The 14,346-nt window shown below is 46.3% G+C and carries 13 protein-coding genes and 1 pseudogene; 10 read left to right on the top strand and 4 right to left on the bottom strand.

Annotated elements, in window-relative coordinates; genetic code table 11:
• Nucleotides 1-3: 3 nt before the first annotated feature.
• Both E5329_RS00865 and E5329_RS00860 read left to right on the top strand, forming a co-directional pair.
• The gene (locus tag E5329_RS00865; RefSeq protein WP_135987686.1) at nucleotides 4-675 is read left to right on the top strand and encodes a DUF4956 domain-containing protein; all 672 of its coding nucleotides are present in this window, start codon (nucleotides 4-6) and stop codon (nucleotides 673-675) included.
• A gap of 11 nt (nucleotides 676-686) precedes the next feature.
• The gene (locus E5329_RS00860) at nucleotides 687-2,444 is read left to right on the top strand and encodes a CotH kinase family protein (protein WP_135987685.1); all 1,758 of its coding nucleotides are present in this window, start codon (nucleotides 687-689) and stop codon (nucleotides 2,442-2,444) included.
• A gap of 248 nt (nucleotides 2,445-2,692) precedes the next feature.
• Here the strand turns inward: E5329_RS00860 and E5329_RS00855 are convergent.
• Nucleotides 2,693-2,794 (bottom strand): annotated as a pseudogene (locus E5329_RS00855) (type II toxin-antitoxin system mRNA interferase toxin, RelE/StbE family); the annotation flags it as partial.
• 9 nt (nucleotides 2,795-2,803) lie between these two features.
• Entirely contained in the window at nucleotides 2,804-3,082 is a 279-nt protein-coding gene (locus tag E5329_RS00850; RefSeq protein ID WP_135987684.1) for a type II toxin-antitoxin system RelB/DinJ family antitoxin, read from the bottom strand.
• Nucleotides 3,083-3,387: 305 nt separating this feature from the next.
• On the opposite strand from E5329_RS00850, the gene E5329_RS00845 reads away from it, so the two are divergent.
• Together E5329_RS00845 and nadA are read left to right on the top strand one after the other, a co-directional pair.
• The gene (locus E5329_RS00845; RefSeq protein WP_135987683.1) at nucleotides 3,388-4,518 is read left to right on the top strand and encodes a pyridoxal-phosphate-dependent aminotransferase family protein; all 1,131 of its coding nucleotides are present in this window, start codon (nucleotides 3,388-3,390) and stop codon (nucleotides 4,516-4,518) included.
• Nucleotides 4,519-4,631: 113 nt separating this feature from the next.
• The gene (gene nadA, locus E5329_RS00840; RefSeq protein WP_135987754.1) at nucleotides 4,632-5,534 is read left to right on the top strand and encodes a quinolinate synthase NadA; all 903 of its coding nucleotides are present in this window, start codon (nucleotides 4,632-4,634) and stop codon (nucleotides 5,532-5,534) included.
• Nucleotides 5,535-5,668: 134 nt separating this feature from the next.
• On the opposite strand, the gene E5329_RS00835 is transcribed toward nadA, so the two are convergent.
• Together E5329_RS00835 and E5329_RS00830 are read right to left on the bottom strand one after the other, a co-directional pair.
• Nucleotides 5,669-6,376, bottom strand: a complete 708-nt coding sequence (locus tag E5329_RS00835) for a queuosine precursor transporter (RefSeq protein ID WP_135987682.1) — start codon at nucleotides 6,374-6,376, stop codon at nucleotides 5,669-5,671.
• A complete protein-coding gene (locus tag E5329_RS00830; RefSeq protein ID WP_275442887.1) occupies nucleotides 6,366-7,100 on the bottom strand; it encodes a radical SAM protein in 735 nt (244 codons plus the stop codon). Before E5329_RS00830 ends, E5329_RS00835 begins: the two co-directional genes overlap by 11 nt.
• Nucleotides 7,101-7,471: 371 nt before the next feature.
• On the opposite strand from E5329_RS00830, the gene cbiD reads away from it, so the two are divergent.
• From cbiD to cobK, 6 genes are all read left to right on the top strand, one after another.
• Entirely contained in the window at nucleotides 7,472-8,674 is a 1,203-nt protein-coding gene (gene cbiD, locus E5329_RS00825) for a cobalt-precorrin-5B (C(1))-methyltransferase CbiD (protein ID WP_135987681.1), read from the top strand.
• Between the two features lie 135 nt (nucleotides 8,675-8,809).
• Entirely contained in the window at nucleotides 8,810-9,502 is a 693-nt protein-coding gene (gene cobI / locus E5329_RS00820) for a precorrin-2 C(20)-methyltransferase (protein ID WP_135987680.1), read from the top strand.
• A complete protein-coding gene (gene cobM / locus E5329_RS00815; RefSeq protein WP_135987679.1) occupies nucleotides 9,499-10,263 on the top strand; it encodes a precorrin-4 C(11)-methyltransferase in 765 nt (254 codons plus the stop codon). Before cobI ends, cobM begins: the two co-directional genes overlap by 4 nt.
• A 93-nt stretch (nucleotides 10,264-10,356) precedes the next feature.
• Nucleotides 10,357-11,514 (top strand): cobalt-precorrin 5A hydrolase, encoded by a 1,158-nt coding sequence (locus E5329_RS00810; protein ID WP_168356470.1) that lies wholly within the window; start codon nucleotides 10,357-10,359, stop codon nucleotides 11,512-11,514.
• A complete protein-coding gene (cobJ, locus tag E5329_RS00805; protein WP_135987677.1) occupies nucleotides 11,507-12,241 on the top strand; it encodes a precorrin-3B C(17)-methyltransferase in 735 nt (244 codons plus the stop codon). The genes E5329_RS00810 and cobJ overlap by 8 nt, the downstream gene beginning before the upstream one ends.
• The gene (cobK, locus tag E5329_RS00800) at nucleotides 12,231-14,342 is read left to right on the top strand and encodes a precorrin-6A reductase (protein ID WP_135987676.1); all 2,112 of its coding nucleotides are present in this window, start codon (nucleotides 12,231-12,233) and stop codon (nucleotides 14,340-14,342) included. The genes cobJ and cobK overlap by 11 nt, the downstream gene beginning before the upstream one ends.
• Nucleotides 14,343-14,346: the final 4 nt, after the last annotated feature.

Raw genomic sequence — 14,346 nt, 5'->3', positions numbered from 1 at the left:
ATTATGACATTCAACGACATCTTTAAATCAAGTTTTTTGGAGAATATTACAAGCGTAAGCATTCTCGATATGGTTTTGGCTTTGATACTGGCTTTTGGAATCGGTATGTTTATTTTTCTGGTATATAAAAAGACCTATCAAGGCGTGATGTATTCTTCCAGCTTCGGTACGACCCTTGTCGCCCTTACAATGATTACAACCGTTGTTATTTTAGCGGTGATATCTAATGTGGTTCTTTCCCTTGGTATGGTGGGCGCTTTGTCCATTGTACGTTTCCGTACGGCCATCAAAGAACCGCTTGATATTGCTTTTTTGTTTTGGGCTATCGCAGTGGGAATCGTACTGGCGGCAGGCATGATTCCTCTTGCCGTCATTGGCAGCGTTATTATTGGCGCAATTCTTCTTGTTTTCGTAAACAGGAAATCACACTGTAATCCTTATATCGTGATTTTGTCCTGCAGGGATGCAGCAGCCGAGAAACGTGCAAAAGATTTTCTGGAAAAGCAGGTTCAGAAATGCGTGGTTAAAAGCAAAACCGCACAAAAGGGAATGATTGAACTGAATCTGGAAATACGAATGAAGAATGAAAATACGGATTTTATCAATGTTCTTTCGGAAATGGACGGCATGAGCAGCGCAGTGCTTGTCAGCTATAACGGAGAATATATGGGATAAGGAGGCGCGCTATGTCAACGCATAAGCATTTTGATAAGATATGCTGTGTTGTTCTTGCTGTTTCGCTGCTTCTTACAGTATTGTTCATGAACGCCGAAAGCTTTGGCGTTCCAAAGGCTTCTGCCGTTATGGGCTATGAAAAAAAACTGTTTGACGCCTCCACCGTCCACACCATTGATATTGTTATGGATGATTGGGACGAATTTCTAGCGAACTGCAAAAGTGAAGAATACTATACCTGTTCCGTTGTCATTGATAACGACGCCTATAAAAATGTAGCGATCCGCGGCAAAGGGAACACTTCGCTGACACAGGTGGAATCTTATGGCAATGATCGATATAGCTTCAAGCTCGAATTCGATCATTACGACAGTACCAATACTTACTATGGATTGGATAAACTGTGTCTGAACAACATCATTCAGGACAATACCTATATGAAAGACTATCTAAGCTATCAGATGATGGCGGATATGGGCGTTGCTTCACCGCTATGCAGCTATGTCTATCTCAGGGTAAATGGTGAAGATTGGGGGCTTTATCTTGCGGTGGAAGGGATTGAAGAATCTTTTCTTCAGCGCAATTATGGAAATGACTACGGCCAGCTCTACAAGCCCGACAGCCAGAATATGGGCGGTCAGACGCCAGGGGGCGATGCTCCAAACACAGGTGGTCAGACGCCAGGCAAAGGCGGCAGGGGAAACGGCAGTGAGGATGTTTTGCTGAAATATATTGATGATGAGATTGACAGCTATGAAAACATCTTCAAAAATGCCAAAACCGATAGCTCTGACAGTGAGAAAGAGCGTTTGATTGCAGCGCTCAAAAAGCTTAACAGTGGGGAAGATCTTGCGAATACGGTTGATATTGAAAAAGTGATCCGCTATTTTGTGGTACATAATTTTGTTTTAAATTTTGACAGCTACACCGGCTCGATGATCCATAACTACTATCTATACGAAAAAGACGGACAGATGCAGATGATTCCCTGGGATTATAACATTGCCTTCGGTGGTTTTGAGTCTGCAGGAGGAGCTTCGAATTTGGTGAATTACCCGATAGACTCTCCGGTGTCCGGAGGCAATGTGGAAGACAGGCCGATGATCTCCTGGATTTTTGCAGATGAAGAATACACAGAACTGTACCATCAATATTTTGCGGAGTTTATTTCCGAGTATTTTGACAGCGATTATTTTACAGAAATGATGGATAACGTATCGTCAATGATCGCTCCCTTCGTAGAAAAAGATCCGACGAAATTCTGCACCTATGAAGAATTTGAAAAAGGGGTTTCCACACTGAAGGAATTCTGCCTGCTTCGGGCAGAAAGCATTACCGGCCAGCTGAATGGCACAATCGGTTTGACCTCGGATACACAGAAGAGCGATACGCTGGTTGATGCAGGGGACCTTCAGATTACAGATATGGGTTCTATGAACCATGCTATGGGTGGCAGAGGGATGGAGCAGCCCGTCAGCAATATGGGCGGCGATAGAAAGCTTCCCCAAGGGGAAGTCAGCAATGGCGAAACGCCTGAGCTTCCGAGAAATAATGAGGAAGGAGATGCAAACGGACAAATGCAAAATTCTGGTGAAAACGGTATGCCCAGTGAAAACAGTATGCCTGGTGAAATGGGGCAAATGGGCGAATCCGGGCATACAACAGCAAATTTGGCTGTCTCTTGGACATGGGCCGGAATTTCTGCTGGCGTTCTTGTTCTGGGGATTGTAGCTGCTGCCCTGTTTAAGCGGCGCAAAATCGGAAGCTGAACTGCGGTAAAAGCCGTTTTTTGCACAGAGGCAGGCTCTCAGCAGCAGGAATGCACGGTATGAGGAAAGGTTCAAACAGGAAGAAACTGTCAAAGACCGGGCATTTCTGCCATAGCTGCGGAGCTTGTATCTAGTGTACTGGCACGATGACATTCAAACTAATAGCACTGTTTACATCCCATTCCGAGCCATGTCTGTATCAGAAAAAATGCCGTACAGGGAACACCCCATACGGCGGCAGGTAAAGATCACTTTCCAAACAGATCGCTGTGTGAACCGGTTCGGGATAAGGTCAATACCAGAACATCATCGTCAATGCGGTAGACAAGCAGCCAATCGGGCAGTATATTTTGTGTTTCTCATGCTTTCAGGTCTGCGAATAGTTCGTCCAGATCGGTATACCCTTTTACTGCCGGATCTTTCGCAATCCTTTCTGCTTCCAGAATGGCGGCAACCGTTTCGCTGTTGGGCTGGTTGAGGGAAATGTCAAAGGGAATCCGCCCCTCACGGAGAGATTGGCGGACAAAAATATTGAATGCCGTTGTCAGGTTCATGCCGAGTTCACCGAACAGTCTGTCAGCCTGTGCTTTCAGGTCTGAATCCATGCGGATACTGATGTTTGTAGTAGAGCCAGCCATATAACCATCTCCTTTCCTGCTGGTGATTACAGTATATGATATCTGCACGAAGAATGCAATATTTTGCACGAAAAATTATCAGTAAATTGATTTTTGGGAAGGTGAGACGACGGGTGCCGGGTAAACAGAAACAGCGTGACTTGATTCCTGTTATGGATTACAGACAATACCGGGGGTAAGGAAACTGGCGTATGAGTGTTGCTTCCATTTTTTCTGGCATTAAGAAAAATAAAAAAACTGGGTATACGAAAAGTTTTTCCAGAGAGTTATACTCAAGAACATACTTAACAGAAAGAAGGAAGCTTATGTATAAGATAATGACGCCCGGCCCAACCCAGGTCAGTGAAAATGTCCGCCTGGCAAGGGCCAGAGAGTGCACCAACCCGGATTTGGATGAATCCTTTGTGGAATTTTATAAGGAAACCTGTCAGCAAATCAGCCGGCTGCTCCATACGGAGAATGAAACGCTGATTCTGGACGGGGAAGGAATTCTGGGGCTGGAGGCCGCCTGCGCATCCCTGACAGAGCCGGGGGACCCAGTGCTGGTGCTGGATAATGGAATCTACGGAAAAGGATTTGCAGATTTTGTATCTATGTATGGGGGAAAACCGGAGTTGTATACGGTGGATGATAAAAATCCTATTGCCCCTCATGCGCTGGCAGAATTTTTAAAGGAAAACCATGATTATAAGTACGCCACCCTGGTGCATTGCGACACTCCCAGCGGTATGCTGAATGATATCCACAGGCTTTGTCCCATCCTGGGAAGCTATGGAATTCTTACAGTGGTGGATTCTGTTTCCGCCATGTTCGGAGAAGAAGTAGACGTGGATCGGGCCGGCATAGACGTGCTGTGCGGCGGTTCTCAGAAAGCAGTTTCCGCACCGCCGGGGCTGACCTTTGTGACTGTCAGCGAAAAAGCCAAAAAGGCTATGGCGGATCGAAAGACGCCGATTGCTTCTTTTTACGCCAATCTGAAAGTGTTTGAAGGATATTACGAGGCAAAATGGTTTCCCTATACCATGCCAATCAGCGATATTTACGGTCTGCGGCAGGCGTTTGACAATATAGAAAATGATAAAGACATGCTGGCGCGCCACGCAAGGATTGGAAATGCTTGCAGACAGGCGTTGACAGACGCCGGATTAAAGCTGCACCTGGAACAGGGATTTTCCAATACGGTAACCGTATTTGACGCGCCAAAGGAAACTACAGCTCAAAAGATTCTGGAGCTGATGCGAAGGGAGCACAATATTATGCTGGCAGGCTCCTTTGACAGTCTTGCCGGGCAGGTTATCCGCATTGGGCATATGGGAAGCAACGCCAATTTTGCAGATATGGCAGAAACGATGGAAGCCCTGGGACAGACCCTGAAACAGTTGGGCATGCCTTTGAAATGTTCCCTGAAAGACAGGTTTTGTGAATTGGTGGATTGACAGAATGCAGATATTGTGAGATATTTAGTTTGAATAATACCAGAGAAAACCGGAACTGTCTTCTGTCTGGAGCAGAGGACAGGAGAGTTCAGGGAAAGAAAGCAGGAGCAGATATGTCAATCGTAGATGAAATTAATCAACTGAAAAAAGAACGTGACGCAGTGATTTTGGCGCATTATTATGTCAATGATGAAGTACAGGCAATTGCAGATTATGTGGGGGATTCCTTTTATCTCAGTAAGATTGCCACTGCCGTGGAGGCAAGAACCATTTTGTTCTGCGGCGTGTCTTTTATGGGAGAAAGCGCTAAGATCCTCAACCCGGAGAAAACAGTGATTATGCCTGACATGGCGGCGGATTGTCCCATGGCCCATATGGCAGATATTGAGAAAATCAATCAGGTGCGGGAGGAATATGAAGATGTGGCCGTGGTTTGCTATATCAATTCCACAGCCGAATTAAAGACATATTCCGATGTGTGCGTCACCTCATCCAATGCTCTTAAGATTGTAAAAGCATTGCCGAATCACCATATTTTCTTTATTCCGGATGAGCATCTGGGACGATATGTGGCCTATCAGGCGCCGGAGAAGCATTTTATTTTTAATGATGGTTTTTGTCATGTACATAAGAGCATTACTGGGGAAAGCGTTGCAAAAGCCAAAGAAGCCCATCCGAAGGCGGAGATTCTGGTGCATCCGGAATGCACGATGGATGTGATTTCTCAGGCGGATTATGTGGGAAGCACTTCCGGTATCATTGAGTATGCTTCGAAAAGCAGCGCAGAAGAGTTTATTGTCTGTACGGAACTGGGCGTGCTCTATGAACTGAAATCAAAGAATCCGAATAAAAAATTTTATTCCGCAGGGGATTCCCAGTGCTGTCCGGATATGAAGCTTATCACATTGGAGAAAGTCAAAGATGCATTGGAAAAGATGACGAATGCCGTTGAAATGGAAGAAGAAATGAGAATTCGCGCCAACAAGCCTCTGGAACGGATGCTGGAATTGGGTTAAAGGCCCATGAAAATAAAAGAATGGTCAGAAGGGACGCTTCATAGAAAGAAGTGTCCCTTCTGGCGTTTTAGAGAATTTGTAAAAACCATTGACTTCGTTGACCTTTAACCGCCGGAGTAATAAATAGGAAACCGTCAAGCCGCGGCGTTATTTTTTTTGCGGTGCAGATAACGTGCAAGGTAGACAAAGGGCGTATCTGCCAGGCTGGTTACCAGAAAAATCACGTAGCTGGCAAAAGCAATGGAAATCAGCGTGGAGGTATTGTAAGTGCCAAGGAACGCGCCCCAGGTAAATAAAACAGTATTTAAAAGCTGAGAGAGCAGGGTGGAGCCATTGTTTCTCAGCCACAGGAATTTTTTCCGATCGCCGAATTTTTTCTCAGTAAACGCCCACCATTTATGGTAGGCCCACACATCAAAAAGCTGGACAATCACATAGACGATAATGCCCACAGCCATAAGCCTTGGCGTATTGGAAAATACCGTGCGGATAGCCGGAGTGGCAAAATCGTTTTCATTGGGTTTATACAGCATCCAGGACTGACTGACGGCAATGAAAATGACAGAGGTTGCAATACCAAGATAAACAGCCGTTTGGGCAGATTTTTTTCCGTAAATCTCACTTAAGATGTCAGTAATCAGGAAGGTGGAGGCAAACAGGATATTGCCCAGCGTCATTTCCATCCCAAAGGCGTTCACCATAATCAGAACCTCAATATTGGCAGAAATTGTGGCAACTACAGTCCAAAGGTAAAGTCCCTGTTCCTGAAAAAGGCGGAACAGTATCAGAACTGTGGAATAGGTAACAATCAAAGATACAATTAAAAGAATTTCATTCTGCATGAGTCACTACGCCTCCTACGCCAAAAGCAGTATTTTCCATTAAAATATCTACGCGGCTGTCATTGATATATTTTGGGTAAAGTTCCTGGGAAAAAATGCGGATTACCCCTGGGTCCGGCTTGATGGGCCTGCCGTTTTCCTGCATGATATTGATACAGACCCTCTCAAAATGTTTCAGGCCGGTTTGAATGTCAGAATCCATGCTTTTAGCCGTTTGCCCCGGAATCCCCTGCAGCAGGCAGACTTCATCAAAATATTCGGCAATTTCCTCCGGAGAATCAGTGGTAATTCCCTTATCCAGATAGCTTTCCCGAAACAGGGAATCAAAAGTTTCCACGCCAGTTTTTATTTTTAACTCAATGTCATGTGCAGCAAAACGTTTCCGAAAATCAGCAATTTCATTTCTGTGCCGCCAGTGGCATTCAAAATGCACCTGCTTTATGCCGTGCTTTAAGCAGACCTGTTCAATCAAGGCTACGGTTTGTTCATCCAGGTCTACAAAACTGCCGGAGTTGATCACTTCCAGCTTGCCGTGAACGCCGGTGACTTTTTTTAGATGTTTTTGGTTTAATGCGAAGTTTGCCGCTTCGTCTTTAGAGGAATCCAGGTGGTAATCGCAGAACCGGCACCGTCTCCAGGTGCAGCCATGTCCCCGCAGCATTACAATTTCCCGTGGATTTTTTGCATCAATGACCGCATAGCGGTTCGGGTTAAAATCTTCCATAATCAAGTCCTTTCTTAAATTGTGTCAGGGAGTTTTTCATAAAAAATGAGCACGCAGAACGTGCCCAAAGAAAAGAACGGCATTCTTCTGTACAGAAATATCTGCAGAATGATTCCGTTCTGACAATTCCCTAGTTTTGTTTAGAGACAGGATGGTCACGAACTGTCTTATGTAGTTATACTCCAGAGGATATTTTTACATAACTGCTAACATGCTCTGGCAGACGGAAATAGAATCGTTTCCGCCGCTAAAGTATTCTAGCACATTAGTTTCATTATTGCAAGAATAACTTGTGTAAATTTGATAAAGTGGTATAATCATTACCATAAGGAGGGCCCAAGCTCTGCTGTTACACTGGAGGAATAAAATCATTGACGGAATCAAATTACAAATCACCTGGAGTTTCCCAGGGGAAAACCGGCCTGGAAAATTACAGTAAAACTATAGATAATCAAAAATTGAGATTCGGATACACCACTGGAAGCTGTGCCGCAGCCGCGTCAAAAGCAGCCGCATATATGCTGCTGACAGGCAAGCAGGCAGATTATGTGAATCTTGCCACTCCAAAAGGAATCCGCCTGCAGCTAGAAGCGCTGGATATCCGGCGGGAGCCGGGGGTCGTCTCCTGTGCCATTGAAAAAGACGCAGGAGACGACCCGGATGTTACAAATGGAATCAGGATTTATGCCAAAGTATCCAGACAAAAGGAACAAGGCATCCATATTACCGGAGGCACAGGCGTCGGAATTGTCACAAAGCCCGGTTTGGAACAGCCGCCGGGAAGTTATGCCATCAATTCTGTTCCGCGGCAGATGATAGAGAAAGAGCTGCAAAAGCTTTGCCAACAACAGAATTATTCGGAAGGGCTGAAAGTGGAATTGTCTGTGCCAGAGGGAAGAGAACTGGCCAAACGCACTTTTAATCCCAGACTCGGCATTGAAGGAGGGATTTCCATACTGGGCACAACAGGAATTGTGGAACCGATGAGCGAAGCGGCTCTTGTGTCCAGCATTCGCTTGGAATTAAATCAGCAGGTGCAGAGCGGCAGGAAGAGCCTTGTGGTAACGCCTGGCAATTACGGACAGGAATTTTTGAAGCAGAATGTTCCGATATCTCTGGAAGAAGCTGTGAAATGCAGCAATTTTATTGGGGAAACCATTGACATGGCAGTGGAGCTTGGAGTGGAACGAATGCTGTTTGTTTCCCATATCGGCAAATTTATCAAAGTAGCGGGAGGAATCTTCCAGACCCATTCCCGGAATGCAGACGCCAGAATGGAGATTTTGACAGCAAATGCGGCAGTGGCAGGCGTGGAACAGCCTTTGCTGGCGGAGATGATGCAGGCGCTGACAACCGATGATGCAGTGCGTTTGCTGGAAGAAGCGGGATGTCTGGAAAAAACCATGGAACAGGTGATGAAGCGGATAGAATACCATCTGAACCGGAGAAGTTATGGAAAAATAGGCTGCGGCGCCATTGTGTTTTCCAGTGAATACGGGAAGAGAAATCATGGCAGCGGTGAATTGGGGCGAACAGAGAATGCAGAAGAGATCCTTGGAAAAATTATTAAATGATCTCCCTTGGCGTCACAGAAAATATGCAGCTGCAGAATGATAAGGAAAGAAAGATTTTTCAAATAGAAAATACAAAAAGAAAAGAAAGATTTTTCAAATAGAAAATACAAAAAGAAAAGGAGAAACAGGAGATTTATGGCAGGAAAATTGTATGGTATTGGAGTAGGTCCGGGAGATCCGGAACTTTTGACCCTGAAGGCTCTTAAGTGTATCAGAGCCTGTGACGCACTTGCAGTGCCAGGAAAGCAGAAGGAGGAGACAGCAGCCTACCGTATTGTTTTGCAGGCTGCGCCGGAGATTGCCAAGAAGGAGTGCCTGGAACTGGAAATGCCTATGACAAAGGACAAAGAGAAGCTGGCGAATAGCCACAGGGAGGCTTTCGGCAGTATTAAGGAAGCGTTGGATCAGGGGAAACAGATTGGCTTTCTTACACTGGGCGATCCCTGTATCTATTCCACTTATATTTATATGCATAAGCTGGCCGCAGAGGCAGGATATGAGACGGAAATTATCAATGGAATCCCTTCTTTCTGCGCAGTTTCCGCAAAACTGAACCAGGGGCTTGTAGAACAGTCCCAGATGCTTCATATCCTGCCTTCAACCTATGGAGTGGAAGAGGGGATGGATCTGCCAGGCACAAAGGTGCTGATGAAACCCGGGAAAAAGCTGAAATCCATTAAGGAAAAGCTGTCAGAATATCCGGACAGCCGCGTATCTATGGTGGAACGGTGCGGAATGCCTAAGGAGCGCGTGTATCACGGCGCCCAGGAAATTCCGGAGCAGACTGGATATTACTCACTGTTGATTGTAAAGGAGCAGGAAAAATGATTTATTTTGTAGGAGCAGGAAGCGGAGCAGTAGATTTGATTACAGTCCGGGGGCAGCGACTGATTCAGGAAGCGGATGTAATTATTTATGCAGGGTCCCTGGTAAATCCTATGTTGTTGGAAGAAAAGAAGCCGGGCTGTGAGGTATTTAACAGCGCCGAAATGACGCTGGAAGAAGTGATTCAGGTGATGAAGGATGCAGAGAAGATGGGAAAAATGACTGTGCGGCTTCATACCGGAGATCCCAGTATTTATGGGGCGGTGCGGGAACAGATGGATTGTCTGGAACAGGCAGGAATTTCCTATGAGAGCTGTCCGGGAGTCAGTTCCTTTTGCGGAGCAGCCGCAGCGCTGAATCTGGAATATACGCTGCCGGATGTTTCTCAGAGTGTGATTATTACCAGAATGGCAGGAAGGACCCCTGTGCCGGAAAAAGAGGAAATCGCAGAATTTGCAGCGCATCAGGCTACGATGGTGATTTTCTTAAGCGCAGGAATGCTGGAAGAATTGTCAGAGCGGCTGATTGCCGGCGGATATCAGAAAAGCACTCCGGCAGCCCTTGTGTACAAAGCGACCTGGCCGGATGAGAAAACATGCATCTGTACAGTGGGAACCCTGGCAGAAACAGGCAGAACCCAGGGAATATCCAAAACGGCGCTGGTGATTGTAGGGGATGCGGTGACACACAGCCATTACCGGCGAAGTGATTTGTATCATCCTGATTTTGAGACAGAATTTCGGAAGCCTTCCAGCCAAAGCTGAGTATGGTTCAGAGAGTGAAAAAGGCGTATATTCGTACTTCGGGAGCGAAAGCGCCTTTCCTGTCTTTATGGCTGGAAGGGAATGGTGAAAATTATGGAACAGACACAGGCTGCCATTGTTTGGTTTACAGAAAATGGAAAAAAGCTTGCATACAGAATCAGAGAGAAGTTGGAAAAAGCCAATCAGAACCTGCATATTGAAATGGGAAGAAAGCCCGGACAGTCTCTGAAAGAATGGTGCCGGGCAGGATTTGAAAGGAAACAGCTTTTGATTTTTGTAGGAGCAGTGGGAATTGCAGTCCGTACCATTGCCCCTTTTTTGCAGGATAAATTTACCGATCCAGCGGTTCTGGTCTTGGATGAGCAGGGCAGATATGTGATTCCGGTTTTGTCCGGACATGTAGGCGGCGGAAACAGATGGGCTGCTTTTCTGGCAGAGGAACTTTCTGCCGTTGGAGTAATTACGACGGCAACGGATTTGTATGGGAAGTTTGCGGTGGATGTGTTTGCGTCCGGGCAGAAGCTGGCAATTACAGATCGCGGGATGGCAAAGAAGATTTCCGCGGAGATTCTGGCGGGAGCGCAGGTAGGAATTTACTGCGAGAGAAAAGTATCCGGGAGCCTTCCCAAAGAATTAATTTGGGAAGATTTGGACGAATTCCAGGCAAAACTGTCCGGGAAAAGAGCAGTGCAGGAAAGCCCATTCCGGGAAGAGGCAGGAAGATTGCAGGAAGACCGGGTATTGGAAGAAAGAAGCCGGATTTATATAGGGATACACCGTTACAAGGACAGGAAGAATACCCTGTATCTGCATCCAAAAGCATTAATCATCGGTATAGGCTGCAAAAAGGGAAAGACGGGGAAAGAAATAGAAGCATTTGTGCTAAAAATATTGCAAAAACAGCAGCTTGCCATGGAAAGCGTCCTTTGCCTGGCTTCCCTTGACCTCAAACAAGAAGAAAAAGGCATTCTGGAATTTGCCGGGAAATATCAGCTTCCCTTTGTTACGTTTTCCAGAGAGAAATTGTTGGAGGCGCCGGGGGAATATACGGAATCAGAATTTGTAAAAGGAGTTACGGGCATTGGAAATGTGTGTGAACGTTCGGCTGTTCTGGCAGCAGGAGAATTTTCAGACCTTTCTTTGGCACAAGACAATCAAGTGACAGCCGGCAGGCTGATTTTAGAAAAGACTGCAGAATGCGGAATTACATTGGCATTGGCAGAGAAAGAATGGAGTGTTGAATTTGAGTAAATTATATGTGGTAGGCATTGGGCCTGGAAGCTATGAAGAAATGACTTTGCGGGCAGTCCGTACCCTGGAACAGTGTCAGGTGATTGTAGGCTATACTGTTTATGTGGATTTAGTAAAGGATCACTTTCCAGATAAGGAATTTCTTACCACTCCCATGCGCAGGGAAGTGGAACGGTGCCGCCTTGCTTTTGAACAGGCGGCAGAGGGAAAGGACACTGGAATGATTTGCAGCGGAGACGCCGGAGTCTACGGCATGAGCGGAGTGATATTGGAAATTGGCGCAGAATATCCTCAGGTGTCTGTTGAGATTGTTCCAGGAGTGACGGCTGCCTTAAGCGGAGGCGCTTTGGCAGGCGCGCCGCTGATGCATGATTTTGCGGTAATCAGTCTCAGTGATTTGATGACCCCCTGGGAGTTGATTGCAAAACGGTTAGAAGCGGCGGCCAGTGCAGATTTTTCCATTTGTATCTATAATCCCTCCAGCAAAAAACGGGCGGATTATCTGCAGAAAGCATGTGAGATTCTCCGAACATTCAGAAGCAAAGATACCGTATGCGCTGTAGTGTCCAATATCGGCCGTGCGGGAGAGAGCAGAACCCTGTATACGTTAGAGGAGCTGCAGCAGGTGCAGACAGATATGTTTTCTACCGTATTTATAGGGAATTCCGCAACGAAAATAGTAAATGGGAATATGGTGACGCCCAGAGGATATGTAATTGACAAATAATGAAGGAAAAATGATGAAGGAAAAAGAAATACTGATATTTTCAGGAACAAGCGAAGGAAGAAAGCTGGCAGAAATTCTGATACAGAACAAAATTGCCGTTACCGTCTGCGTCGCCACCGAGTATGGGCAGGAAATGATGGGGCAGCAGGAGAGGGAATTTCTGACTGTACACACAGGGCGGATGGATGTTTCAGAAATGGAACGCATGGCAGGAGAAAAAAACTGGCAGGCAATTGTGGACGCGACACATCCTTTTGCAGAGGAAGTGACCAAAAATATTGCGGCGGCCTGCCGGAATCAGGGCAAAGAGGCATTACGTCTGCTGCGGGAGCAAAGCGCTGATATTTTCGGAAATCAGGACATACAGTTTGTGGATTCCGTGGAGGAAGCAGCCGCTTATCTGAATCAGACCAGCGGAAATATTTTGCTGACTACCGGAAGCAAATCGTTGCCGGAATATGTGGAAAAGATTCAGGATATCAGCCGGATTTATGCAAGAATTCTGCCGGCGGGACAGGAAGTGGAAAAATGCCGCAGCCTTGGCCTGCAGGGCAGGCAGATTATCTGCATGCAGGGACCTTTCAGCGAAGAGATGAATCTTGCCATAATGAAAGAAATACATGCTTCTGTGTTAGTGACAAAGGAAACAGCAGAGACAGGCGGCTATCCCGAAAAACTGGCGGCGGCCAGACAGGCAGGGGCAAAAACAGTGGTGATTCGCCGTCCCAGAGAGCAGGGCTGTTCTATGGAAGAAATTTTACAGAGAATCGGTGTGGATCCAAAGGAAGAAAGAGCCGATATAAATAAATATCAGATCACCATTGCTGGAATGGGCATGGGAAGCTTTTACAATATGACCGGTGAAGTGCAGCAGGCATGCAGGGAAGCCGATATGATTATCGGGGCAGAGCGGATGCTGAAGACGGTTGGAACTCTTGGAAAACCGATGGAAAATCTGTACATTGGAACAGAAATCGCAGCATTTATTCAGGAGCATCCTCAATATCAAAGGATTGTGGTATTGCTGTCCGGAGACGTGGGATTTTACAGCGGAGCCAAAAAGCTGCTACAGGCATTTGAGAAAGCGGGAATTACAGAAGAGCAGCCGGAAAGCAGCGCTTTCAAGGAATTAAAAGAGCAGCCGGAAAGCAGCGGAAAACGCCAATATCAAATTCGCCAGTTATGCGGAATTTCTTCTGTGCAGTATTTTGCTTCAAGGCTTCAGATTCCCTGGGAGGATATCACACTGATGAGCGATCATGGCAGACGGCAGAATATCGTTGGAATGCTTAGCGCCCATGAGAAGGTGTTCACCCTGACAGACGGAGACAAGGGAGTGCGCCGATTAAGCAGTGAACTGCTTCGTTACGGAATGGGCAGCGTAAAAATGTATGTGGGCTGTCAGCTGAGTTATCCGGAAGAAGAGATCTTGACAGGAGGGCCGGAGCAATTTCTGGATTTTGAACGAGAAGGCGTTCTGGCAGTATTGCTGATTCACGAAGATGCAAAAGAAGCTTCCGTATCCCATGGGATTTCCGATGAATTGTTTGTTCGGGGGAAAGTGCCTATGACAAAGGAAGAGGTACGGAGCATTTCTGTTTCCAAGCTGGCGCTGCGCCGGGATTCCGTTGTGTATGATATCGGAGCAGGAACTGGGAGCATAGCGGCGGAATGCGCTAAAATTGCAGTAAGGGGCAAAGTGTACGCCATTGAAAAGAATCCGGAGGCTTTGGAACTGATTGAGAAGAATAAGCATTATCACCGGGCATGGAACATAGATATCGTTGCAGGAGAGGCGCCGGAGGTTTTGGAAGGGCTGGAAGCGCCTACCCATGCATTTATCGGAGGAAGCAGCGGGAAATTAGAACAGATTCTGAAGGTTTTGTGGCAAAAATCTCCCGAAGTGCGAGTTGTTTTGAATGTGATTTCTTTAGAAACGCTGCAGGAAGCAGTGGAATTGTTGAAAAAATATGAGATAAAACAGCAAGAAATTGTTCAGGTAACTGTGGCAAAGGCAAAACAGCTTGGAAATCATCATCTGATGATGGGGCAGAATCCGGTGTATATTATCACTTTGCAAAAATCCGGCGGCCAGTTATAAAATA

The organism is Petralouisia muris (assembly GCF_004793545.1).
GTDB classification, from domain to species: domain Bacteria; phylum Bacillota; class Clostridia; order Lachnospirales; family Lachnospiraceae; genus Petralouisia; species Petralouisia muris.
Note: the sequence above shows the minus strand (reverse complement) of the source record. Positions and strands in the feature narration are given on the sequence as shown.